This window comes from Stenotrophomonas sp. Steno-Z10-BAI, assembly GCF_056393115.1.
In genome coordinates this window covers 220,746-243,175 of the sequence record NZ_JBWJOZ010000002.1, presented here as the reverse complement: position 1 = coordinate 243,175, position 22,430 = coordinate 220,746, and the positions used below count along the sequence as shown (strand labels likewise).

Sequence of the window (22,430 nt, the reverse complement as noted above, 5' to 3'; positions counted from 1 at the left end):
CCGTACGGATTTGCGAGCCTGCCCTCAGGCGGCGGCGTGCAGCGCCTTCAGCAGGCCCTGCCCCGCCGCGGTGCTGAACCAGTCAGCATGCCCGAGCAGGAAGGTGTGGTAGGCCACGTCGGCATTGGCCGGGGAGTGGGTCACGGCCTCGAAGTACTCCACTTCCGAGAGTGCGAAATCCAGCTGCACGATCGGCAGCAGATCGGCCAGCAGGTGTACGCGCTCGGCAGACAGCGGCACGATCCCGCGGTAGCCGGCCAGCAGCGCCAGTGCGATATCCACGCGCACCGCCGCCTCGCCGCTTTCCAGCGCCAGCCAGGCAATGGCGTTGCGTTCGATGGCGGTGGCCAGATCGAACAGGGCACTGGTCGGTGAGGCCAACCCGAGATCGAGCACGGTATCGACCACGGTGGACCTGCCGTCCTGGCGCCATAGCAGATTGGACACGTGCCAGTCGTTGTGCGCCCACAGGCGCGGTTCGGCCTGCAGCCGCTCGGCCAGGCCGTCATGCCATGGCAGCACCGCCCGCTGCAGATCGGCCTGCCAGTCCTGCCGCGCAAGATAGGCCGCCAACCCGGGGCGATCGTCTAGCCCGGCCTGGAGGGCGGCGATGGGATCGGCGGCACGGATCAGGTCATCGCGGGCGACCAGCAGATGGGTGTTGCGCTGGGGTGCGTGGTAGCTGGCCGATGCAAGATGCAGTCTGGCCAGCATCCGCCCCGCTTCGTGCGCCTGCGCGGTATCGGTCAACAGCGTCCAGGAGGGCGCATCGCGATACAGATCCTGGCCATGGCCCACGCCATGCAGTTCGTAGGTCCACCCCTCGTGCTCCACCGCAGTGGCGCCATCGCGGTCACGCAGCACCTCGACGACGGGCACGCCGTGATCGGCCAGGTGCTGGATGAAACGATGCTCTTCGCCCAGGCCAGCCGCACTGCGGACGCTGCCATGGTGGCGCTTGACGAACACCCGGCCCGCGTCGCTCTCGACAATGGCCGCGGCGGACATCGGTCGCGGGCTGTGCCACAGCAGCCGGCACGCGCCCGCCAGCGGCGCGAAGCGTTCGCTGAGCCAGCTGATCTCGCGGTCGGTGATGGCGGGCCAGTCGGCGGCCACCTCATCGTTGTTGAGGCCTTGGACGCGGTGGGTGCTGTTGCTCATGGGATGACGGGTCGATGACGGCGAAATGGCACGCTGTCACCAGACAGTGGGCGCGGCGAGGATACCAAGCCACGCCCGGCCAGGGGGAACAGATGCGTCCCGTCAGCGCCTGCCGCTACCCTGCTTCGTTGCGGCGGGCGTGGCCGGCAGCAGCCGCGGCTGCTCTGCATACCAGTCGCGGGCCCCGGCAAGGTGCCACTTGCGCTGCTCGCCCTGCAGCTCGATGCCGGCCCCCAGCACGCCCCAGCGCAGGTAGAGATCGCCACGCCGCTTGCCATGACTCAGATCCAGCCGCGCCTGCAGGGACAGTCGCTCGTTCTCGGCCTGCAGATCCTCCACGATCAGCTCGCCACTTCGCCAGCGCAGTTGCCCACTGGCCTGCACCTCCCCGGAATCCAGCATCCCGAGCACCCAGCGCGGGTATTCGCTGCGCTGGGCGAACACGCCGAGCAACGGCCCGGCATCGCGCAGGCGCAGGTCGGCCAGGCCATCCACCTGGAACGGCGCGGCCGCATCGATGTGGCCACTGCGGATCGCCACCTTGCCCCACCAACGCCCGTCACTCTTTTCATCGCCGACGTGGATGTTGCGCAGGTCCACCGTGGTGCCACCGAGATCAAACTGGCGGCTGTCGAAATCCGCACGCTGCAGACGCGCCTGCAGCTGCGCATCGCCGCGCATCGCCATGCCCGCCACGCTGAGCCGGGCCCCGGTGCCACGAAGATCGGCACTGCCCTTGCCTACCCGGCCGGAGGCATCCAGCGACACATCACCGCTGAGCAGACCGGTACCGCCGAGCAGGCGCACGTTGTCGTTGCCCAGATAACGGTTGTAGGCGGTGAGGTCGGGCACCCGCGCATCGGTGAAGCGCAGCTGGGCGCGCATGCCGTCGCTCAACTGCTTCAACCGCGCATCCCCGCGCAGGGTCAGCGCCAGTTGGCGGCCATCGAACAACACCGCCTTCGGCGCGTTGCTTGGCGCAGCCTGGAAGCGCGGGATCTGCACCTTCAGCTCCGCCTGCGGCGGTTCGCCTTCCACGATCCGCCCCTGTGCGTGGGCGTCGCCGCGCATCCGCACCCCTGCAACCTCGGCCACGGCGGCCACCTGCGGGATATCCACCGTGCTGCCCGGCGCCAGTTCACCGTCGGCAACGACGACGTCTGCCTTGAGCAGTCCACCGCCGTCGAGATGGAACCAGGGTTTCTTCACGAACAGATCGCTGATCCAATTGAGCGACTGGAACTGCCAGGCGCCCTGCACGTTGCCAGACAGCCGTGGAAGCAGTTCGGCCGGGGCCTGGAACGGAATCTTCCGGCCGGTCACGCGCAGATCGGCATTGAGTTCGCTGCCCGTTTCCGGGTCACGCGGGAGCCGCGCCTGGACCCGCATGTCCTGCGCCACGTCCAGCTGCAGTGCCAGCAGACCGCGGTCATCGGCGTGGACGCCGGCATGCAGCGGCAGCCGCCAGACCAGTCGGCTGCCGGGGCGCAGCGCGCCTTCCTCCAGCGTTACATCCGCGGTCAGGCGCGCGTTGGAAACCGCGCTGCCCACCTTGACATGCGGGCCACCCGTATCGATGCGAAGGCCCTGGCTGCGCGCGTCGATCTGCAGCTGCGCCCAGGTGATGCCGAGTTTCTGCAACCCCGGCGCGTCGTCACGATAGTGCCGCGGGAAGTGGAAGCGCGCGGCGATATGGGCATCGTCCAGCACGTTGACCCCGTCGAAACTGACCTGGGCATCATCGAAGCCGGCCGTGGAATCAAACAGCTCCGACGGCCCGCCCTTGAGCTGCTTGAGGAAACCGACATTGCCGCGCCCCTGGCCGACGATCAGCAACTTGCCGAAGCGCCCACTGCGGATCGTCTCGCTGTGGATCGCATCGAACCGCAGCGTCCAGCCGCGGTCACCCCGCGGCGGCGGTGGGATGGCCTTTTCGACACGCTCGACCTCGGCTTCAACCCCCGTGGCATCAATGCGCGGAATGCGCACTTCCTTGCGCAACAGCGCCGGCAGATCGATCCAGGCACTCGCCCGGTCGGCGCGGAACACATACTGCGTTCGATTGGCCTGGCCACGCATCCGGATATTCCAGACCACGGCCTGCCCGGGCATCAGGGTCAGCGCGGGCCCGGTCTGCATCGTGAATTTTTCAGGTTTGCGGTTGGTCACCGCATCGAACAGCGGCGTATTGAGGAACACATTGCCCGCCAGCAGGTACAGCGCATACAGCGCCAGCAGCGACAGCAACGCCACGCGCCACGGCCGGGGCCAGCGCTGCACGCGCTCGGGAATCAGGGGCATGTGGGTCCGCAACAGGAAGCAGGATGACGGCCCACTATCGGCAAGATGCAGCCGTCATCGCGTGAAGGCCCTGCCGCAAGACCTTTCATGACCCGACCACGGCTCAGGAACGTCGTGCTGCCTGCTGCGCCTGGAAGAACGCTACCGTCGGGGCCAGGCCCAGATGCGAAAGCTGGGTCGCAGCGCCCTCGGCCGAGCCCTGCGCAGCCTCGATGACGCGCTCGAACATGTGCGCCTCGTAGGCTGCCACGGCGCGCTGCCAGTCCGGCCCCTGACCGAGTTGCGCGGCCAGCTCCGCGGCATCCAGCATCGCCGCGTTGACACCCTCACCGCCGAAGGGGGACATCAGGTGCGCCGCATCGCCGATCAGGGTCAGCCCCGCACGTGGATTCCAGCGGTGTCCGACCGGCAGCGCGTGGATCGGGCGCGCCACGAATCTGGTGTTGCTGGCCCGGAACAGGTCGCGGATCGTTTCGGCGAATCCCTCGAATTCTTCCAGCAGTGACGTGCGCATCGCCTCGGGCGAGGTGAAATCGAACCGCGTCGCCGCCCAGTCGACGGGGACGCGGAACACCGCGTAGCCGCGCACGTGCGAATGGCCGTTGCGCTGGGCGATGATCATGCGGCCGTCGCCTTCGATGCCGACCTTGCCGCGACCGACCAATGCAGCCAAGCCGGGATGGGCCCGGTCGATGTCGTCGATGCCGAACTCGATGAAGGTCAGCCCGCTGTACTGCGGCCGATAGGGCGAGAGTAACGGGCGCACCCTGGACCAGGCGCCGTCGGCGCCGATCACCAGATCGAACGGTCCTTCCACACCGGTGTCGAACACCAGCTCCCAGCGGTCGTCCGCACTGCTGCGTACGTCCACCAGTCGCCTGCCCCACCGAAGGGTGTCGGCAGGAAGCGAATCGATCAACAGAGCACGCAATGCCGTGCGATCGACCTCGGGGCGGCTGCGATCGGCGCCTTCGTTGTCCTCGAACAGCACCTGACCGGTCTTGTCGAGGAGGCGCTCGCCCTGGTCGTCGTGCCGTGCGATCGCCTCGAATGCCGCGCTGAGTCCGGCACGCTCAAGCGCCAGCAGGCCGGACTCGGCGTGCAGGTCCAGGCTGCCCCCTTGCGGGCGTTCATCGGGATCGCGCTCGGCCTCATAGACGGTACTCGGCAGACCGTGGGTGTGGAGAATCCGCGCCAGGGTCAGGCCTGCGGGGCCGCCGCCGACGATGGCAATACGAGGGGGGCTGGGCATGGCATCCATCCGGGACTAACATAGGGGCCTATATTTATAGATAGCCACCTATGGAAAGTCAATCCTCACCTCCCCCGCTGTCCACCGACAAGCCCCTCAAGCTGCTGGGCGTGGCCTACCGCGGCTTCCAGAGGATCGTGGATGCACCGTTGCGCGAACTGGGTTTCGCGATGAGCCAGCTCCCCGTCCTGGTGTCACTGAAGCATGGCAACGCCCTGCCGCAGAGCGAACTTGCCCGGATCGCCGGTGTCGAGCAGCCGAGCATGGCGCAGCTGCTCAATCGCATGGAGCGCGACGGGCTGATCCAGCGTCGCCCGGACCCGGACGACCGCCGCAGCCGGTTGATCGCGCTGACCCCGCAGGCACGCGAACGGCTGCCTGCCGCACAGGCGGTCATGGAAGCGGCCAGCGCAACAGCGACCGCCGGTTTCAGCGCCGCCGACATGGCGCAGTTGCAGTCGCTGATGGTGCGCCTCAACGCCAACCTCGAGGCGAGCGGCTGATCAGGCCAGGCTGATCGCATCCATCAGCGCGGCCGTTGCTGATCGGCCACCCGGAGGTCGGGACGCGCCTGACCCGCACGGTCCTGCGGCCAAGGCTGGATCGCAAGCCTGCTGCCACGGCAGGCATCCACGTCCTGGTAGACCTGGGTCCTGCCGTTGACGAAGGTGAAGCGCAGATCGAAGCGGCAGCCCTCGCCAGCCAGGTCCACCGTCACCGCATCGCCGCCCCCGGACAGCCTGCGCACCAACGCACGGGGCGCGAACGCGTCACTGCCGGCAGGCGCGACCTCCACCGCACTCACGCTGTCATGCGCGCGGTTGACCAGGGTCAGATAACGGGCGTTGGCAGCGCCGGCAAGCGGTACCGTCATGGTGGAGAGCAGTCCGGCAAGGGCAACGGCGCGGGTCAGGGTCATGGCAGCGGTCTCCAGCAAGGAAGGGATACCGGCAGCGGCTGCATCGCAGGGCGCGTTCCGGTCGTCCCATCTCGCCGTCGCGACGGCGGCCCGGCAACCGGTCCGGGACCAATCGTCGCCACGCGCGGACCAATCGTAATGAGGCCTCATGGCGCTTCCCGCACGCACGTCCGCCTGCCTAAGATGACGTCCGCCAGAAGCGCCTGGCCCGGAACCCACCATGCACATTCGCCTCGGCAGCACCCGGATTCGCCTGTCCCGCTACCTCGCCCTGTGGACGGCGGTGGCCGTGGTGTTCGCCCTGCAGACCTCGATCAACGCCGGCCTGCCGAACAGTCAACAACCCCTCTGGGATCTCCTGCGCTGGTCGCTGATCCAGTGGTACACGTGGGCTGCCCTGGCACCCACGGTCTTCCGCCTCGCCGAGCGCTTTCCAGTACGCGGCAGCGGGCGCCTGCACGGGCTGGGAGCACAGGTGGTGGCCAGCCTGTGCATGACGTTCATTGCGATGGTCGTGGGTGCGATGGTCTCCACCCTGTTCGAGCCCAGCGGTTTCTTTCAGCAGTTGGGCTACTTCCTGGAGCAGCACTTCGCCATCGGGCTGCTGACCTACTGGACGCTGTTCGCGATCCAGCAGGCCATCCATTTCCATGCCGAAAAAGCCCGGCGCGAACTGGAAGCCAGCCAGCTGGCCACCGAGCTGGCGCAGTCACGGTTGCTCTCGCTCAAATCCCAGCTGCAGCCGCACTTTCTGTTCAACACGCTGCACGCGATCATTACCCTGCTCGACGAGGACAAGGTCTCGGCCGAAGACATGTTGCTGCGCCTGAGCGAACTGCTGCGCGCCTTCCTGGAAGACTACGACGGCCAGGAGATCCGCCTGCGCCAGGAACTGGACCTGATCGAGCTGTACCTGGGCATCCAACGCACCCGCTTCAAGGATCGGCTCACCACCCGCACGTATATCGCCCCGGACACGCTGGCCTGCGCGGTGCCCAGCCTGATCCTGCAGCCGCTGGTGGAGAACGCGCTACGCCATGGCATCGGCCAGCGCGTGGGCAGCGACACCATCGAGATCGAGGCTCGCCGCGATGGCGACACGCTGTGCATCGAAGTGCGCAACCGCAACAGCACCCTCTCGGCCGAACCGACCGCATCGGCGGGGCACGGCATCGGCATGTCCAACACTCGCCTGCGCCTGAAGGAACTGTACGGCGATGCCGCCGAGGTAAGGCTGGACCTGATGTGGCCGGAAGGTGTCGTGTGCCGCATCCGCGTTCCGTTCCGGGAACTGGAGAGCGCCGACGATGCACCGGAATTCTTCCCGGGCACTGCGCCGGCATGAGCCTCACCGTTCTCGTGGTCGATGATGAGCCGATCGCGCGGCATGCGGTCATCCGGTTGCTGCGCGATGACGCGGATATCGAGATCGTCGGCGAATGCGGCGATGGCGTATCGGCGGTCAACGCCATCCGCAACCAGTCGCCGGACCTGGTGTTCCTGGACATCCAGATGCCGGCGATCACCGGCCTGGACGTGGTCGCCACCATCGGTGCCGAGCGGATGCCGGCCACCGTGTTCGTCACCGCCTACGAGCAGTACGCCGTGAAGGCCTTCGAAGCCAATGCCGTGGACTATCTGGTCAAACCGTTCAGCCGTGAGCGCTTTGCCGCCACATTGCAGCGTGCCAAAGCGCGGTTGTCCACATCCGCCGCGTTGGGCGCACAGGCCTCGACGCAGATCCTGCAGGCGTTGGATGCGCTGCGGCAGCGTGACGACTACCTGCAGCGCATCCCGGTGCGCGTGGATGAGCATGTGGTGCTGGTGGCGGTCGATGACATCGTCTGGATCAAGGCGGCGCGCAACACGGTGGAGATCCACCTGGTCGGGCACATGCATGAGCTGCGCGAGACCATGGCCACCCTCGCCGCCCGGCTGGACCCGCGGCACTTCGCGCGCGTGCATCGCTCGGCGATTGTCAATGTGCGCCGGGTCAAGGCGATCCACCCCTGGTTCAACGGCCACCACGTGGTGACCATGGACACCGGTCAGCAGCTGCGCATGAGCCGCTATCAGAACGAGGCGTTTCTCAAGCTGGTGTCCACCCGTAGCGAATGAGGCCGCCGAGCATGGCCCGGCGGCCCGGCTCAGTCGGGCATCCGCTCGCCCGTGCGCAGAGTCAGGACCTCAACGCCATCGGCGGTCACCAGCACCGTGTGCTCGGCCTGCGCCGACAGCTTTCCATCACGGGTGGTCACGGTCCAACCGTCGTCGCTCATGTCGATGGCGGCGCGGCCCTGGTTGATCATCGGCTCGATGGTGAAGGTCATGCCTTCCTCCAGTTCCAGCCCATCGCCACGGCGACCGTAGTGCAGCACCTGCGGCTCTTCGTGCATCTCCTGACCGATGCCATGACCGCAGAATTCGCGGACCACGCTGTAGCCATGCGCTTTTGCATGCTGCTGGATCGCAAAACCGATGTCGCCCAGCGTCGCGCCCGGGCGCACCACGCCGATCCCCTTCCACATGGCTTCGCGGGTCACACGCACCAGCCGCTTGGCCGCGTAGTCCACCTCGCCGATCAGATAGGTCTTGCTGGAATCGGCGATGTAACCGTCCTTCTCCAGGGTGATGTCCAGGTTGACGATGCTGCCGCTGCGCAGGATCACATCCGCTGAGGGCACGCCGTGACAGACCACGTTGTCGATCGAACTATTGAGTACGTAGGCAAAGCCGTACTGGCCCTTGCTCGCCGGGCGGGCGTGCAGCTGATCGACGATGAAACGCTCGACCCAATCGTTCACCTGCAGCGTGCTCATGCCCTCCAGCGGCAGCTCGTCCAGCGCGTCGAACACCTGCGCCAGCAGGCGTCCCGATGCGCGCATCAGCGCCTGTTCTTCAGCGGTCTTGATCATGCTTCGGCCACCCGCAACGCGCCCGGTTCGACCCCGGCGGCACGCAGTTCACGGCTGACGATCTCCTGGTAGCTCATACCGGGATTCATCTCGCACAGCATGCCGATCTTGATCCAGAACCCCGCCTGGGCATTGATCGAGCGGCCCGAGACGCCGCTGGCGCGGCGCAGGTTGTCGTGCAGTTCGTCATCGATGTTGACGATACCCATAGGCGAGCCCTCTGAAGTGATATACACATCATATATGTTTCGTATATCGCATGAGAAGGCCCGCCCCGGATCGCTCAGCCGGTGTACGCCGTCGCCTCAATCTCGAACAGCATGCCTTCCAATGCCAGCCGCGGCACCGGAATCAGCGTGCAGGTCGGCGCACGGCCCAGCGGCCAGCGGCGGCCGATCTGATCCGACAGAATGCCGAGCCGGTCCTGATCGTGATCCACCACCAGCACGATCAGCTTCGCCACGTCGGCCAGGGTGGCACCGGCCGACGCCAGTGCGAGGCTGAGGTTGTCCAGCGCCTGGGCGACCTGCGCCTCGAAGCGCGGCGACAACGCGCCATCTGCGGTCTCCCCGCCCTGCCCGGCGATGTGGATCACGCGGGCCGGAAGCCGTATCACCGCAACGTGGGAATAGCCGTTCGCGGTCGGGTCGTACAAACCGGACGGATTGATGAAGCCGAACAGGCCGGCGGGCGCAACAGGGGCATCGGTCAACATGGGGGGAGACGTCGTCGGGGAGTGGGTGCGCAGTCTCCGGCCTCAACCGAGGTTGAGGTCAACGCAGCGCCTTGGAACGCTGCGGTACTGTCGTTGACGTTCCGCTTGCGCGCCTCAGGTCCAGGCCGGATCGGCCGTGAAATCGATGGTCAACCAGAACTCACTGCCGCGCGCATCCAGGCGCTCGGCGATCTCATCACGCAGCCGATCCACATTGCCGATGTTGCCGATCACCGTTTCCGGGTGAGTGAGGATGTGAATTTCGACGAACCGCATGCGGCCCATCTTGGCCACGTGGCTGGTGAAATCCAGATAGCCGTGCTCGGCGACGAAGTCCTTCATCACCGCCTGGACGCGCGCATCCAGCGTATCCGGCGCCACCTGCAGCACTTCGCGCATGGCCTTCCAGGCGCTGCGCAGCGGTACCGGCAGCACCGCGACACTGATCGCGGCCAGCACCAGTGGATCCAGGTAGGGAATCCAGTGGGCATGCTCACGACCGCGCAGCAGCAGCGCGATCGCAAACGCCAGCACCACGGCCAGGCTCATCAGCCCGCTGAGCAGCCAGGCGCGCACGTCCAGCCACAGCAGGGCCGAATGCAACTGCATCGCACGGGTACGCACGAACGCCGCCATGGCCAGATTGCTCACGCACAGTACGGCGGCCCACAGCAGCGCAGGCCCCGCCTTGACCTCATGCCCCCCGGTGGTCAGCCCGATCACCGAGTTGGCCAACGCATAGATGCAGGCCAGCGACAGGATCGCCCCGCCAAGCGCCTCCACCATCGGCTCCAGGTGCCAGTAGCCATACTGGAAGCGCGGGCTTTCTTCCCGCGCCACCAGCCGCAGCACCGACAACGCCACCAGGGTCAGCGCCACGTCCACCAGGCTGTAGACACCGTCGAACAGAATCGCCTGCGACCCCACCAACAGGCCGCCGATGAAGCCGATGGCGCTGACCGCCATCGTCACCCCGATGGAGAATGTGAGGACCCGCTGCTCGCGTGCTGTATCCATCGCTGGCCGAGGGTCCTCCGCGCGGGCGTCAGACCTTCAGCACCTCCACCTTGTAGCTCGGCGCATCGCCGTCGGTATCGATGATAAGCCCGTGCACATCCGACTCGAAGCCCGGGAAGCGCGCATTCTGCTCGCGGGCGATCCGCAGCGATTGGATGATCGGCTCATCGCTGCTGCCGAAGCGCTCGCCCGGCATGATGGTCGGGATGCCCGGCGGGTATGGCACCAGCATGGTGCCGGCGATGCGGCCGCTGATCTGCTCGATGTCGACCCGTTCGATCTGGCCGCGGACCAGATGGTCGTAGGCCTCGGCCGGGGTCATCACCGGCTCGGGCAGGTCCACGTACATCGCGCGCATCACCTGGGCCACGCCGAACTCGTCGTTGAAGGCGTGCAGCGCATCGCACAGATCGCGCAGACCCCAGCCGGCGTAGGCGATCGGGAACTCGGCGGCGAGCTGCGGCAGCGCACGGGTCAGCGCCGCGTTGCCGTCGTAAAGCTCCTTGAAGGCCATCAGCTCGGTGACCAGGGTGCTCCACTTGCCCTTGGTGATGCCCATCGAGAACAGGAACAGCACTGAATAGAGATTGGTCTTCTCCACCGTGATGCCACGCGTCCACAGGAACTTGCTCAGTACCGCGGCCGGGATACCCCGCTTGCCCATTTCGCCGTCCATCGACAGCCCGGGCGTGAGCAGGGTCACCTTGATCGGATCGATCAGCACGTAGTCGTCGACCAGGCCATCGAAGCCGTGCCAATGCGCATCCGGCTGCAGGTACCACTCGCTGCGCTTGGCCACCATCGGGGCCGGGGCATCGCCCTTGGCCAGCGAGCGCTCCAGCTTGTCCGGCTGCCAGACGCTGAACCACCAGTCGTCGCGGCCCAGGTCCTCGCGCACGTGCAGCATCGCGCGGCGGAAGGCGATCGCTTCGTCATGCATCTCCTGCACCAGCGATTCGCCTGCCGCGCCCTCCATCATCTTGGAGGCCACATCGCAGGCCGCGATCACCCCGTAATGCGGGCTGGTCGTGGTGTGCATCATGAAGGCTTCGTTGAAGCGCTCGGCATCCAACTCGCGGGACGCCGCATTGCGCACGTGGATCATCGAGGCCTGCGAGAACGCGGCCAGCAGCTTGTGCGTGGAGTGCGTGGTGAAGATGATCGCATCCTGCTCGCGCGGCTTGCCCTTGGCCATGCCGTAATGGTTCTCGTAGAACGGATGGAACGCGGCGTAGGCGTACCAGGCTTCGTCGAAATGCAGGAAGTCCACCGCGCTGCCGATCTCCTCGGCGATCTTCTCTGCGTTGTAGCAGAGCCCGTCATACGTCGAGTTGGTCACCACCGCGATGCGCGGCTTGGACCCGGCCTTGTACGCCTTGCTGGCCAGCGGGTTGGCGGCGATGGCCTGTTGCAGCGCCGCGGGGGTGAACTGATCCAGGCTGATCGGGCCGATGATGCCGTGTGCGTTGCGGCTCGGGGTGAAGTACACCGGAATGCCCCCGGTCATGATCAGCGAGTGCAGCAGCGACTTGTGGCAGTTGCGGTCGACGAACACCACATCGCCGCGCCCCACGGTCCCGTGCCAGACGATCTTGTTGGCAGTGGAGGTGCCGTTGGTGACGAAGAAGGTATGGTCGGCGCCAAAGTTGCGCGCCGCCTCGTTCTCGGCCTCCTTGATCGGGCCGGTGTGGTCGAGCAGCGAGCCCAGTTCCGGCACCGAGATCGAGAGATCGCTGCGCAGCGTGTTCTCGCCGTAGAACTGGTGGAACGCACGCCCGACCGGCGACTTGGTGAACGCCACGCCGCCGGCATGCCCCGGCGTGTGCCAGGAGTAGTTGGATTCGGCGGTGTGGTGGATCAGGGCCTTGAAGAACGGCGGCAGCAGATTGGCCATGTAGTCTTCGGCCGCACGCATCACCTGGCGCGAGATGAAGCTCTTGGTGTCTTCGAACAGGAAGATGTAGCCGTGCACGAACTTCAGCAGCTTGCTCGGTACCTTCTCGATCGTGCGCCGTTCGCCGTACAGGAAGACAGGCAGGTTGGCGCGGCGGGCCGTCTGTTCGCGCAGGAAGCCCAGCAGGCGCTGGAACTGCTCCGGATTCTCCTCGGTGCCATCGATGGAGATCAGCACTGCCGAGGCCGCCACATAGGTGCGCGCACCGGCCTGCGCGTCGGCCAGGGTCAAGCCGCACAGCACGCGCTGGTCGTTCTTGCGCAGCTCGTCCACCAGCGCACGGATCAGGATGCCGCCGATGCGCGGGGATTCGTAGTCGTCGTCGATGACGATGATCGGGTAATCAAGGGACTTGAAGTACACAGGGATTCTCCTGGGGGAAGATCACGAAAGCGTCGTGCGGACGGCGGCGTCGAGCGCGGGCAGCTGGCCGCGCTGGCGGCGACGCTCCTCGCTGAAGAACGGATAGAACACCGTGATGAACAACACGAACAGGAAGGCGTACTGCACGATGTTGCCGGCCGAGCCGAAGATCGCCCACAGGCAGTACACGACGGTGACACTGGTCAGCAGCCAGAACGCGCCGGTATGCACCAGCGTGTGCGAGCGCTCCACCACGAAATAGCAGGCCACGCACGAGTAGATGTAGGGCAGCAGGGTCAGCACCACCGCGGCCGAGGTGATCACGTCGAACTGGGCCGAGGCGGTCTTGGAGGTGGAGGTGACCAGTACCGCCAGGGTCATCAGCACGGCCACGATCAGCACGCCTTTGACCGGCACATCATCCTTGTTGGTCTTGCTGAAGATGCTCGGGAACAGGCCGTCATCGGAGGCCGCCTTGGCACTCTGCGCGGTGAGCAGGATCCAACCGCCGAGCGAGCCGGCCGCACCCACGAAGGCACACAGGCTCACCAGCGCACCGCCCCAGCCACCCACCGCATTGGCAGCAGCCAGTGCAAACGGCGCATCGGAGACCTGCAGGTCGCCGTTGGGCACCATGCCCATGATCACCGAGGAGCTGGCGATGTAGGCGATCGCCGCCAGGAACACGCCGGCCAGCGTCGCGCGGGCCACGTTCTTCTCCGGGTTCTCCACCACCCCGGCGGTGACCGAAGCCGATTCCACGCCGATGAAGGCCCACAGCGTCAACGCCGCTGCGCTGGAGATCGCGCCGAAGTTGGATTCACCGGAGACGTTGTAGGCGCCCTTGAAAATGGTCGGATCGAAGAAGAACCAGCCGAAGATCGCGATGCCCAGGATCGGTACCAGGGCGAAGCTGGTGGTCACCGTCTGCAGCTTGCTGACGAACGACGGGCCGATGACGTTGGCGAAGCTCAGCGCCCACACCAGTGCCAGCACCGCGATGCAGCGCGGCAGCGGCTCGGAGAGGATCGGGAAGAAGTAGCTGAAGTAACCCACTGCCGCGATCGGGATGGCAACGTTGCCGATCCAGTTGGCGAACCAGTAGATGGTGTTGGTCTGGAAGCCCATGTAAGGGCCGAACCAATCGCGTGCATAGGCATACGGGCCACCGGCCTTGGGCGCGAGCCTGCCGAGCTTGGCGAACACGAACGCCAGCAGCAGCGCGCCGGCCGTGGTGATCAGCCAGCCCCAGATGGAGGCGGTGCCGATCTTGGCCAGGCTGGAGGGCAGCAGGAACACCCCCGACCCCATCATGTTTCCGGCCACCAGGAAGGTGGCACCGACGACCCCGATTTTCTTTGCTTGTGCCATGACGTTTGCTCCTTTGCCAGGCAGGGACCCGGTCGTGCCGGGCGGTGGGAGTTACTTGATGAAGTTGTATTGCAGGCTGCCCTGCAGCCGCATCGTGTCGCCGCGTTGCCCGCTTTGCTGTTCCAGTTGTCCGTAGAGCAGTTCCATGCCCATCGTCCAGGACGGTGCCGGGCTCCAGAGCAGGTTGAAGACGCCATAGCGGCTCTGGCGGAACGCATCGGCAGCCAGTGCCGCGTTGCGCCCGCTGGTGAGCTGGCCGTAGATCAGGTTGGAACGCCATAGCGGCGACCAGTAGTGCGTGTACCCGACGAAGCCGCCGTACAGCGACAGCGCCTGCAGGCGGCCATCGGCGGTCACCACCGCATCCATGCCCGAGCCGGTCAGGTCGGCTGTATAGCGGGCCAGGCCCTTGCCACCGAGCATCCCGAACAGCAACAGGTCCTGCTCGCCCACCGCGGCCGAGCCACTGAGTTGCAGGCCACCGGCGAAACGGCGGCCATCCCCTGCATCGCCGTCGTAGCCCAGGCTGCGGGCGACCGCGCCCAGCTGCAGATGGCCCCAGTCGCGCTCCATGCGGGCGGTAACGGTGACATCCGGCAGTTGATCGACCGGCATGATCCCCTCGGCGGGGGTGCTCAACTGGGTATCGGGATCTTCGGCAGCCACGGTCAGCGTGTTGCCCTTGCCCATCGCGAAGCTGTGGTGGATGCCGGCCACCAGCAGGTAGCCCGCCCCGCCCGGCCCGGCGAAATCCAGCGTATCGGGCAGGCTGTCGGCATCCATGAAGGTCGAATAGCCATAGCCGGCGTAGGTATTGCCGAGCTGCCCGTAAGCATGGCGCAGGCGGAACTGATAGCTGTCGCTGGCGCCGAAGAAGTCGTTCTCCAGATAGAAGCGCAGGTTGCCATGGGTGGTCGGCCGCCGCGCTTCAAAGCTGAAGCGGGTCTGCTTGGCGTGCAGGGTGAAGTTGGAGACATCCCGGTGCGCACTGCCGACGGGGATCGAGGAGGTAATGAACTGCTCCTGGTCGCCGGCCGCGCGTGAATCAGCGATCGCATCGAGCTTGGCGTAGCCGCCGATGCGGATCAGGGTGTCGGTGTTGGGGATCGCGAAGAAGCCTTTCAGCTCGGGATCGGTCGGGCCAGCGGCGCTGTCCGGGCGGGATGCGGCGGTGGACGGATCCGCAACGGAGTCGCGTTGCGGGAGGATGGCCTGGCCCATGCCGGGCACCTGTGCCTGGGCGGTCAAGGGCGCTGGCGAGGGTGCGGGACGTGAGCCCGTGCTCGGCGCAGGCGCCGCCGTGACCGTCGGTGACGCGGGCGGAGGTTTGCCGGATTCGATGGCCTGCAGGCGCGCTTCCATCTGTTCCAGCGCCTGCCGCAGCGTCTGGATGTCCTGCCGCAACGCGGCAGCCGAATCCTGCGCATATACCGGCGCCGCAGCCAAGGCTGCCACGCATGCGACCGTCAACACAGCCAAGCGCATCACGTCCTCCTTGAACCGTACACAGTCCCGCGGGTCCACACCGGCTGACGACCAGAACGTCGCAGGTGGTGAGCACGCAGCCCGGCACTGCAATGCGGGCGACCTCTGCCGACGCGCGGTCCGGTGGCGGTCACGCCATCGGACACATCGCCTGCATGGGTACGCTCGCACGGGATCCCCTCATCCCTGATGACCGCCGCGTTGACGCGCGGCAGCCAGCGCTCTGAGTACCAATCGCAAAGTGAGAACCCCGTGAACGTTCTCAGGCAGTTTTCTGACTGGGCGGCCACGCGTCCGCTATGTGCGGGGAAATCCAGGAGATAGCGCATGCAGGGCAGCGTAGCGACGCAGGCGATTTCAGCCTTGATCCAAATCAAGCCGAATGCGACAGCGTGTGACGTCGCCCACTACCAGGCGGATATCCGGCCGCCCAAACGCAACGCGCCGGGCAATGCCCGGCGCGCTGTGACACTACGGTCGCCAGTGCTCAGCGCGGGCCGAGCACCACGGTCATATCATCCCCCTGCGGCATGCCGGAACGGCGCTGCACCATTCCCTGGGCGTCCTTGAACAAAATGCCCGGTGTGCCCTGGAATCCGAGCTCGATCATCAGCACCTGATTGGCATCGAGCTTGTTGGCGACCTCCGCCGTCAACGACGCTGCCGGCTTGATACCGCCCTTGTCGAACAGGCGCTCGTTCTCCAGCAGCGCAGCGCTGGGGTTGGGCGCGGTGAGGATGGCAGCCGCCTTGGCAGGGCTGTCTTCGCGGATCACACCGACCATCACGTGGCGCAGCTGCACCTTGCCCGCGTCCACCCACGGCCGCGCGGCCTCCCAGAAGCGGTGGCAGTACGGGCAGTTCGCATCGCTGAAGGTATAGACGACGCGCGGCGCGTCGGCCTTGCCGTCACGCACCCACGCACTCTCGTCGAGCTTCTTCCACGAGCGCTCGGACATCGGCTTGGCCACCAGTTTCTCCAGCGGCGCGGCGCCCACATCCTCGCCGTTGGCATCGAACAGACTGCCCACCACGACGTTCTTCCCATCAGCCGTCACATACGCCGCCGCCGGTTGTTGGCCACCGACCACACCGGCAAAACCGCGCAGGCCGCCGGGTGCGTCGAACTCGCCGATCACCTCGAACCCATGCTTCTCGATGCCCTTCAGCACCGCCGGCCGTTCACCGCCGGCCTTCTCTGCCGGGGCCTTCGGCGTCTGCGCCTGGCTGCAGCCGGCCAGTGCGATCAGCAGCGCGGCGGACAGCGCGGTGATCAGCGTGCGCGAGGATTTCAACGTCATGGAGACTCCTGGATTCATGGAATAAACGACCCGCGACCCTTACAGGTCGTCGAGCTTGGATTGCAGGCCGGCGGCCGTCAGCTCGCCCAGGTGCAGGTGCCGCAGCCGGCCCTGCCCATCGAAGAACAGGGTAGTCGGATACGCATGTACCTGCAGCCGTTCGGCAACACGTGCTTCTTGGTCGAGCAGCACATTGCGCAGCGACAGGTGTTCGGCCGCCATGAAGGCATCCACTTCGTCGCGCGTTTCGCCCTGGTTGACGAACAGGAAGCGGATATCAGGATGGCGCTGCTGTGCGCGTGCCAGTACCGGCATCTCGCGGCGGCAGGGGCCGCACCAGCTCGCCCAGAGGTTGATCACCACCGGCTCGCCCCGGGCCTCGTCAAGCGCGACGGGCGCGCCCTGCAGCGATGTCAGGGTGATCGCAGGCAATGACACCCGCGATTGCTGCAGCCAGCCGGCGCCGGTGGACAGCACGGCCCAACCGAGAAGGCCTGCCAGCGCAGCGGCAGCCACGGGGCGGCGCAGTGTGGGCCAGCGACGCAGGCGCCACCCGCCCCACCCCAGCCCGACCAGCAGTGCCGGCCACAGCACAAACCCGCCATCGCCGATACGCAGCACTGCCCAGGGATCGGCCACATAGTCGGCTGCATGCCAGATCACGAAACCTGCCCGCCCGGCGAGCAGGCCCAGCAGCAGCATGTCCACCACCACCGATCGCGGACGCGGTGCGCCCTCGATTGCCGGGGCACGCACCACACTGGCCACCAGCATCGCGATGCCCAGACCCACCAACACCCACACGACCGCAAGCGGTACCGGGCCTACACTGCTGATCATTGCTTCTCTCCGCCGTCGCCCGGGACACGCCAACTGCGACGGCTGTTGCATCGGGCCCGCCCGCATGGTCCCAGCAAGGCATCAATGGATCAAGCGTGCCGGTACCGCGCGATTCAGGCCACCGAACGGATGGCCTCGACCCCTCGGCCGACCGGTCGTACTGCTGCATGCTCGCGCTGCTGCGCCGCCAGCTGGCGGCGATAGCGTGCCGGCGTCAGCCCGACGATGCGCAGGAACAACCGCCGGAACGCACTCTGGTCGGAATAGCCCACCGCACACGCCACCTCGTCCACGACCCCGCCCGCCTGCAGCAGCAACTGCGCCTTGGCGATGCGCAGGCGCTGGCAGTACTCGATCGGACGCATGCCGGTGGCTTTCAGGAACCGTCGCTGCAGCGTCCGCGGCTCCAGACCGGCCTGTGCGCAGATGTCGTCCAGCCCCACGCCGCGTGCGGCGATACCGTGCAGCCAGCGCTGTGCCTTGAGGATGCAGCGGTCGCCGTGGGCGAAATTCGGGCTGAAACGTTCCAGATCATCCAGTTCGGTGCGCGGGATCACCAGTTGCAGCTGCTGGATGACGGTGTTCATCACACCCTGCCCGTACACCCGTGCCAGCAGGCGCAGGCTGAGGTACTTCCAAGCCTCCTGGCCTGCTGCGGTCAGCAGGTCACCGTCATCGACCAGCGTGCGCTCGCTGGGCAGCCAGCTGGGCACCATCGTACGCAGCGCCGGACAGCGCGCGGGATCGGGAACGCTGACCGAGCGCCCGGCCAGCACGCCGGCGGCAGCCAGCAGCAGCCCGCCCTCGTCGCAGCCGGCGAGCAGGCTGCAGCCATCATGACATTCCCGCACCCAGGCCAGCAGGCGCTCGTCCGGCGGCGCCATGGTCCAGCTCGATTCGCTGCCTGGCACGACAATGATCGCCGGCAGGGCCTCGCCGAACAGCTCCGCCCCCGCGACCCGCTGCATGCCACGGGCGGACATCGTCCAGCGCGTGACCAGCATGCGTGGGCCGGTGCGGCGCCCGGCCGCCACGGTGCGGTTGCAGCGCTGCGCCAGCTCGGACAGTACGGGCGCGGCGGCACGCAGGCTGCCGGGGAATTCCACCACGGCGACTTCCATCAGGGTCGGCGTGTCCGGCCGGCGGTCCGGCTGCAACGTGTTGCGGGGTGCGTCCATGGCCCTTCTCCTGGGACAGTGCCTGCCGGCGTGGGGCCGGGCAGAACAGGTCGATACATAAGATCGCCTGAGGCTACGGGCGTCCCGGGAGAACGACCATGCAACTAGTTGTAAATTTCACGCCAACTGAATTTCCAGTGGGGTTCCGGCTTGACTCTGGAGCAGACTCCAAGGTTCAGAATGGAGCGTCATCCACGAGGTGCTCATGAACATTGGACAGCTCGCGCGCCAGGCCGGCGTGCCCATCGACACGGTGCGCTACTACGAACGGCAGCAGCTGCTGCCTACCGCACGGCGCAGCGCCGGCGGCTACCGGGTCTTCAGCGAGAGCGACCTGACCCGCCTGCAGTTCATCCGCCGCGCCAAGGCACTGGGTTTCAGCCTGGATGAAATCGCCGATCTGCTGGCCTTCAGCGATCAGCGTGGCCAGGACATGGCGCAGATCCGCGACAGTGCGGTGAACAAGCTCACCGACATCGAACAGCGCATCAGCGAACTGCAGCGGATGCACGGCGCGCTCAAGCAGCTGGTCGATGCCTGCCCCGGGCATGGCGATCAGCAACAGTGCCCGATCCTGACCGCGTTGACCGAGTCACGCCAATGAACGCCAGCCACGGCCACAGCAAGGTCTCCCGTGCGGACGACGGCCCTTCCACCGACCCGGTCTGCGGCATGACCGTCGACCCGGCCGCCACGGCCCACCATGCCCGCCATGACGGCAGCGACTACCACTTCTGCAGCGATGGCTGCCGGCGAAAGTTCATCGCCGACCCCCAGCGCTATCTGGAACCGGCATCACACATCGGCGACCCGGCCCCCACCGGCACGCTGTACACCTGCCCCATGCACCCGAAGATCGTGCAGGAAGGCCCCGGCACCTGCCCGCTGTGCGGCATGGCGCTGGAGCCGAAGATGCCCAGCCTGGATGAGGGCGAGAATCCCGAGTTGATCGACTTCCGTCGCCGCTTCTGGTGGAGCCTGCCGCTGAGTGTGGCGACGATGGCCCTGGCGATGCTGGCGATGACACCCGTGCTGCACGGCCTCGCGCCCGATCTGAGGGTGTGGATCGAGCTGGCCCTGGCGACGCCGGTGGTGCTCTGGGCCGGTTGGCCGTTCCTGCAGCGCTGGGCGCAGTCGATCGGCAACCGCAGCCCGAACATGTGGACCCTGATCGGGACGGGCGTACTGGCGGCCTACGGCTACAGCGTGGTCGCCACCGTCGCGCCCGGTCTGTTCCCGCCGTCGTTCCAGCAGCATGGACATGTCGGCGTCTACTTCGAGGCGGCGGCGATGATCATCTCGCTCACGCTGCTCGGCCAGTTGATGGAGCTGCGCGCACGGGCGAAGACCTCTGCCGCGATCAAGGCGCTGCTCGGCCTGGCACCGAAGACCGCGCGCGTGCTGCGCGGGGATGGCCGCGAGGAAGACGTCGACATTACCGCGCTGCAGCCCGGCGACCGCGTGCGCGTGCGCCCCGGTGAGAAGGTGCCCGTGGATGGCACGGTCGTCGAAGGCCGCTCCTCCATCGATGAATCGATGCTCACCGGTGAGCCGGTGCCGGTGGCCAAGGCCGTGGGCGACACGGTGATCGGCGCGACACTCAACGGCACTGGCAGCCTGGTCGTGCGCGCCGATCGCCTTGGCGATGACAGCATGCTGGCGCAGATCGTGCAGCTGGTGGCGCAGGCGCAGCGCTCACGTGCCCCCATGCAGCGCATGGCCGACACCGTCGCGTACTGGTTCGTGCTGGTGGTGTTGTCGGTGGCGGTGCTGACGTTCTTCGGCTGGGGGCTGTTCGGTCCGGCGCCCTCATGGACACATGCGGTACTGAGCGCGGTCGCGGTGCTGATCATCGCCTGCCCGTGCGCATTGGGGTTGGCCACACCGATGACGATCATGGTCGCCACCGGTCGCGCCGCGCAGCACGGCGTGCTGTTCCGCGATGCCGAGGCGATCGAAGCACTGCGCCACATCGACACGCTGGTGGTCGACAAGACCGGTACGTTGACCGAGGGCAAGCCAGCATTCCGCGACGTGCGGGCGGTGGCGCCCTTCGCTGCCGCCCAGATCCTGCAGTGGGCGGCAAGCCTGGACCAAGGCAGCGAGCATCCGTTGGCGGCCGCGATCGTGGCCGAAGCGCACGCGCGCAGGATGCCGCTGGCCAGCGTGGACGATTTCGATTCCCTGACCGGCATGGGTGTGCAGGGCGTGGTGGACGGCAGGCGGCTGCTGCTTGGCAATACCGCGTTGATGGACGAACACGGTGTCGCACTGGAGGCGCTGCGCGAAGATGCCGAGCGCTTGCGCAGCACCGCCGCCAGCGTGATGTACCTCGCCGTCGATGGCCAGCTTGGGGGCCTGCTCGCGGTGGCTGACCCGATCAAGGCCTCCACCGCCGAAGCCATCGTGCAGCTGCACCACGATGGCCTGCGCATCGTCATGGCCACCGGCGACGGCGCGGCCACCGCGAAGGCCGTCGCGCGGGAACTCGGCCTGGATGACGTCCACGGTGAGATGCGCCCCGCCGACAAGGCCGCCTTGATCCGTTCGCTGCAGGCACAGGGCCGCAAGGTGGCGATGGCCGGCGATGGCATCAACGACGCGCCGGCGTTGGCGAGTGCCGACGTTGGTATCGCGATGGGCAACGGCACCGATGTGGCGATGTCGAGCGCACAGGTCACGCTGGTCAAAGGCGATCTGCGCGGCATCCTGCGTGCGCGCCAACTGTCCACCGCGAGCGTGCGCAACATGCGGCAGAACCTGGGCTTTGCGTTTCTCTACAACGGCCTCGGCATTCCCGTGGCGGCCGGCGTGCTGTATCCGCTGGGCATCGTGATGTCGCCGATGTTGGCGGCGGTGGCGATGAGTCTGAGTTCGGTCTCGGTGATCAGCAATGCACTACGGCTTCGCCATCAACGACTGCCCGGCGAGTGACAACGGATTGCATGACGATATTTCTTCACTTTTTTCTTGCCAATCGAAAACGTCGTCGCTATGATTTCGCTCCTCACGACGTGGGGCCATAGCTCAGCTGGGAGAGCGCCTGCATGGCATGCAGGAGGTCGGCGGTTCGATCCCGCCTGGCTCCACCAATCCGATCATTAGGCCGATCAGATTGCAGTGACAAAATTTGAAGTTTTCGTGCGTCCCCATCGTCTAGAGGCCTAGGACATCACCCTTTCACGGTGGCGACCGGGGTTCGAATCCCCGTGGGGACGCCAGTTTCAAACAAACAGCCCTGACTTCGGTCGGGGCTTTTTGTTTCTCACGCATCGATCAACACTCGGCATTGGCCGCCTGTTATATCGCGTGCGTGTTGATGCGCTCGCCCACGCAGACGTCGGCCTCTGCAGATGGATGCCTGCGTGCATTCTTTCTTCGGTATTTCAGAAAAAAGACTTGGCGAATGCTTCACGGCCGCGTAGAATTCCGCCTCCAGCATCGTGGGGCCATAGCTCAGCTGGGAGAGCGCCTGCATGGCATGCAGGAGGTCGGCGGTTCGATCCCGCCTGGCTCCACCACTCCGGACCTTAGGCCGTTCGGGTGTGCTGAACAATTTGATGAGTTTATGCGTCCCCATCGTCTAGAGGCCTAGGACATCACCCTTTCACGGTGGCGACCGGGGTTCGAATCCCCGTGGGGACGCCACTCATCAGAAG

The 22,430-nt window shown here is 66.5% G+C and carries 19 protein-coding genes and 4 tRNA genes; 9 read left to right on the top strand and 14 right to left on the bottom strand.

Annotation, left to right across the window (positions count from 1 at the left end; all coding sequences use genetic code 11):
* Positions 1–24 precede the first annotated feature (24 nt).
* From AC06E9_RS06025 to AC06E9_RS06015, 3 genes are all read right to left on the bottom strand, one after another.
* Positions 25–1,161, bottom strand: coding sequence for a phosphotransferase enzyme family protein (locus AC06E9_RS06025; RefSeq protein WP_478055686.1), 1,137 nt, complete (start codon positions 1,159–1,161; stop codon positions 25–27).
* Positions 1,162–1,263: 102 nt separating this feature from the next.
* Positions 1,264–3,462, bottom strand: coding sequence for a translocation/assembly module TamB domain-containing protein (locus AC06E9_RS06020; protein WP_478055685.1), 2,199 nt, complete (start codon positions 3,460–3,462; stop codon positions 1,264–1,266).
* 103 nt (positions 3,463–3,565) lie between these two features.
* The gene (locus AC06E9_RS06015) at positions 3,566–4,714 is read right to left on the bottom strand and encodes an FAD-dependent oxidoreductase (RefSeq protein ID WP_478055684.1); all 1,149 of its coding nucleotides are present in this window, start codon (positions 4,712–4,714) and stop codon (positions 3,566–3,568) included.
* Positions 4,715–4,764: 50 nt separating this feature from the next.
* Here AC06E9_RS06015 and AC06E9_RS06010 point away from each other — a divergent pair, with 50 nt between their 5' ends.
* Positions 4,765–5,217: a MarR family winged helix-turn-helix transcriptional regulator gene (locus AC06E9_RS06010; protein ID WP_121037128.1), complete on the top strand. Its 453-nt coding sequence runs from the start codon at positions 4,765–4,767 to the stop codon at positions 5,215–5,217.
* A gap of 23 nt (positions 5,218–5,240) precedes the next feature.
* Here the strand turns inward: AC06E9_RS06010 and AC06E9_RS06005 are convergent, their stop codons facing one another.
* Positions 5,241–5,633 carry a hypothetical protein gene (locus tag AC06E9_RS06005; RefSeq protein WP_121037130.1) on the bottom strand — a complete coding sequence of 131 codons (393 nt, stop codon included), beginning with the start codon at positions 5,631–5,633 and terminating at the stop codon, positions 5,241–5,243.
* Between the two features lie 220 nt (positions 5,634–5,853).
* Between AC06E9_RS06005 and AC06E9_RS06000 the strand changes: the two genes are divergently transcribed.
* Positions 5,854–6,978, top strand: coding sequence for a sensor histidine kinase (locus AC06E9_RS06000; RefSeq protein ID WP_478055683.1), 1,125 nt, complete (start codon positions 5,854–5,856; stop codon positions 6,976–6,978).
* A complete protein-coding gene (locus AC06E9_RS05995; RefSeq protein WP_121037134.1) occupies positions 6,975–7,751 on the top strand; it encodes a LytR/AlgR family response regulator transcription factor in 777 nt (258 codons plus the stop codon). Before AC06E9_RS06000 ends, AC06E9_RS05995 begins: the two co-directional genes overlap by 4 nt.
* 29 nt (positions 7,752–7,780) lie before the next feature.
* Here the strand turns inward: AC06E9_RS05995 and map are convergent, their stop codons facing one another.
* The 10 genes from map to AC06E9_RS05945 form a co-directional block, all read right to left on the bottom strand.
* Positions 7,781–8,548, bottom strand: coding sequence for a type I methionyl aminopeptidase (gene map, locus AC06E9_RS05990; RefSeq protein ID WP_478055682.1), 768 nt, complete (start codon positions 8,546–8,548; stop codon positions 7,781–7,783).
* Complete coding sequence (locus AC06E9_RS05985; RefSeq protein ID WP_088433419.1) at positions 8,545–8,757, bottom strand: ParD-like family protein; 213 nt, start codon at positions 8,755–8,757, stop codon at positions 8,545–8,547. The genes map and AC06E9_RS05985 overlap by 4 nt, the downstream gene beginning before the upstream one ends.
* A 74-nt stretch (positions 8,758–8,831) precedes the next feature.
* Complete coding sequence (locus tag AC06E9_RS05980) at positions 8,832–9,263, bottom strand: RidA family protein (RefSeq protein WP_461769985.1); 432 nt, start codon at positions 9,261–9,263, stop codon at positions 8,832–8,834.
* A gap of 114 nt (positions 9,264–9,377) precedes the next feature.
* The gene (locus tag AC06E9_RS05975; protein WP_478055681.1) at positions 9,378–10,280 is read right to left on the bottom strand and encodes a cation diffusion facilitator family transporter; all 903 of its coding nucleotides are present in this window, start codon (positions 10,278–10,280) and stop codon (positions 9,378–9,380) included.
* A 28-nt stretch (positions 10,281–10,308) separates the two neighbouring features.
* Positions 10,309–12,597, bottom strand: coding sequence for an Orn/Lys/Arg family decarboxylase (locus tag AC06E9_RS05970; RefSeq protein WP_478055680.1), 2,289 nt, complete (start codon positions 12,595–12,597; stop codon positions 10,309–10,311).
* Positions 12,598–12,618: 21 nt separating this feature from the next.
* Positions 12,619–13,968: an arginine/agmatine antiporter gene (gene adiC / locus AC06E9_RS05965; RefSeq protein WP_121037144.1), complete on the bottom strand. Its 1,350-nt coding sequence runs from the start codon at positions 13,966–13,968 to the stop codon at positions 12,619–12,621.
* A 51-nt stretch (positions 13,969–14,019) separates the two neighbouring features.
* Positions 14,020–15,453, bottom strand: a complete 1,434-nt coding sequence (locus AC06E9_RS05960) for a DcaP family trimeric outer membrane transporter (protein WP_478055679.1) — start codon at positions 15,451–15,453, stop codon at positions 14,020–14,022.
* A gap of 487 nt (positions 15,454–15,940) precedes the next feature.
* On the bottom strand, positions 15,941–16,753 hold the full coding sequence (gene dsbG, locus AC06E9_RS05955; RefSeq protein WP_121037148.1) for a thiol:disulfide interchange protein DsbG: 813 nt from the start codon (positions 16,751–16,753) through the stop codon (positions 15,941–15,943).
* 39 nt (positions 16,754–16,792) lie between these two features.
* A complete protein-coding gene (locus AC06E9_RS05950; protein WP_478055678.1) occupies positions 16,793–17,593 on the bottom strand; it encodes a TlpA family protein disulfide reductase in 801 nt (266 codons plus the stop codon).
* Between the two features lie 113 nt (positions 17,594–17,706).
* Entirely contained in the window at positions 17,707–18,771 is a 1,065-nt protein-coding gene (locus tag AC06E9_RS05945) for a helix-turn-helix domain-containing protein (RefSeq protein ID WP_121037152.1), read from the bottom strand.
* A 205-nt stretch (positions 18,772–18,976) separates the two neighbouring features.
* Here AC06E9_RS05945 and AC06E9_RS05940 point away from each other — a divergent pair, with 205 nt between their 5' ends.
* From AC06E9_RS05940 to AC06E9_RS05915, 6 genes are all read left to right on the top strand, one after another.
* Positions 18,977–19,375, top strand: coding sequence for a heavy metal-responsive transcriptional regulator (locus tag AC06E9_RS05940; RefSeq protein WP_121037154.1), 399 nt, complete (start codon positions 18,977–18,979; stop codon positions 19,373–19,375).
* A 68-nt stretch (positions 19,376–19,443) separates the two neighbouring features.
* A complete protein-coding gene (locus tag AC06E9_RS05935) occupies positions 19,444–21,705 on the top strand; it encodes a heavy metal translocating P-type ATPase (protein ID WP_478055918.1) in 2,262 nt (753 codons plus the stop codon).
* Between the two features lie 82 nt (positions 21,706–21,787).
* Positions 21,788–21,863: transfer RNA gene (locus tag AC06E9_RS05930), tRNA-Ala, on the top strand.
* Between the two features lie 53 nt (positions 21,864–21,916).
* Positions 21,917–21,992 (top strand) — tRNA-Glu (locus AC06E9_RS05925).
* Between the two features lie 224 nt (positions 21,993–22,216).
* Positions 22,217–22,292, top strand: a tRNA-Ala gene (locus tag AC06E9_RS05920).
* Positions 22,293–22,343: 51 nt separating this feature from the next.
* Positions 22,344–22,419 (top strand) — tRNA-Glu (locus tag AC06E9_RS05915).
* Positions 22,420–22,430 lie beyond the last annotated feature (11 nt).

What these genes read in the sequence shown, in the direction of transcription:
- AC06E9_RS06025 (WP_478055686.1), bottom strand. Translation starts at nt 1,161, where the DNA reads ATGAGCAACAGCACCCACCGCGTCCAAGGCCTCAACAACGATGAGGTG.
- AC06E9_RS06020 (WP_478055685.1), bottom strand. Translation starts at nt 3,462, where the DNA reads ATGCCCCTGATTCCCGAGCGCGTGCAGCGCTGGCCCCGGCCGTGGCGC.
- AC06E9_RS06015 (WP_478055684.1), bottom strand. Translation starts at nt 4,714, where the DNA reads ATGCCCAGCCCCCCTCGTATTGCCATCGTCGGCGGCGGCCCCGCAGGC.
- AC06E9_RS06010 (WP_121037128.1), top strand. Translation starts at nt 4,765, where the DNA reads ATGGAAAGTCAATCCTCACCTCCCCCGCTGTCCACCGACAAGCCCCTC.
- AC06E9_RS06005 (WP_121037130.1), bottom strand. Translation starts at nt 5,633, where the DNA reads ATGACCCTGACCCGCGCCGTTGCCCTTGCCGGACTGCTCTCCACCATG.
- AC06E9_RS06000 (WP_478055683.1), top strand. Translation starts at nt 5,854, where the DNA reads ATGCACATTCGCCTCGGCAGCACCCGGATTCGCCTGTCCCGCTACCTC.
- AC06E9_RS05995 (WP_121037134.1), top strand. Translation starts at nt 6,975, where the DNA reads ATGAGCCTCACCGTTCTCGTGGTCGATGATGAGCCGATCGCGCGGCAT.
- map (WP_478055682.1), bottom strand. Translation starts at nt 8,548, where the DNA reads ATGATCAAGACCGCTGAAGAACAGGCGCTGATGCGCGCATCGGGACGC.
- AC06E9_RS05985 (WP_088433419.1), bottom strand. Translation starts at nt 8,757, where the DNA reads ATGGGTATCGTCAACATCGATGACGAACTGCACGACAACCTGCGCCGC.
- AC06E9_RS05980 (WP_461769985.1), bottom strand. Translation starts at nt 9,263, where the DNA reads ATGTTGACCGATGCCCCTGTTGCGCCCGCCGGCCTGTTCGGCTTCATC.
- AC06E9_RS05975 (WP_478055681.1), bottom strand. Translation starts at nt 10,280, where the DNA reads ATGGATACAGCACGCGAGCAGCGGGTCCTCACATTCTCCATCGGGGTG.
- adiC (WP_121037144.1), bottom strand. Translation starts at nt 13,968, where the DNA reads ATGGCACAAGCAAAGAAAATCGGGGTCGTCGGTGCCACCTTCCTGGTG.
- AC06E9_RS05960 (WP_478055679.1), bottom strand. Translation starts at nt 15,453, where the DNA reads ATGCGCTTGGCTGTGTTGACGGTCGCATGCGTGGCAGCCTTGGCTGCG.
- dsbG (WP_121037148.1), bottom strand. Translation starts at nt 16,753, where the DNA reads ATGACGTTGAAATCCTCGCGCACGCTGATCACCGCGCTGTCCGCCGCG.
- AC06E9_RS05950 (WP_478055678.1), bottom strand. Translation starts at nt 17,593, where the DNA reads ATGATCAGCAGTGTAGGCCCGGTACCGCTTGCGGTCGTGTGGGTGTTG.
- AC06E9_RS05945 (WP_121037152.1), bottom strand. Translation starts at nt 18,771, where the DNA reads ATGGACGCACCCCGCAACACGTTGCAGCCGGACCGCCGGCCGGACACG.
- AC06E9_RS05940 (WP_121037154.1), top strand. Translation starts at nt 18,977, where the DNA reads ATGAACATTGGACAGCTCGCGCGCCAGGCCGGCGTGCCCATCGACACG.
- AC06E9_RS05935 (WP_478055918.1), top strand. Translation starts at nt 19,444, where the DNA reads ATGACCGTCGACCCGGCCGCCACGGCCCACCATGCCCGCCATGACGGC.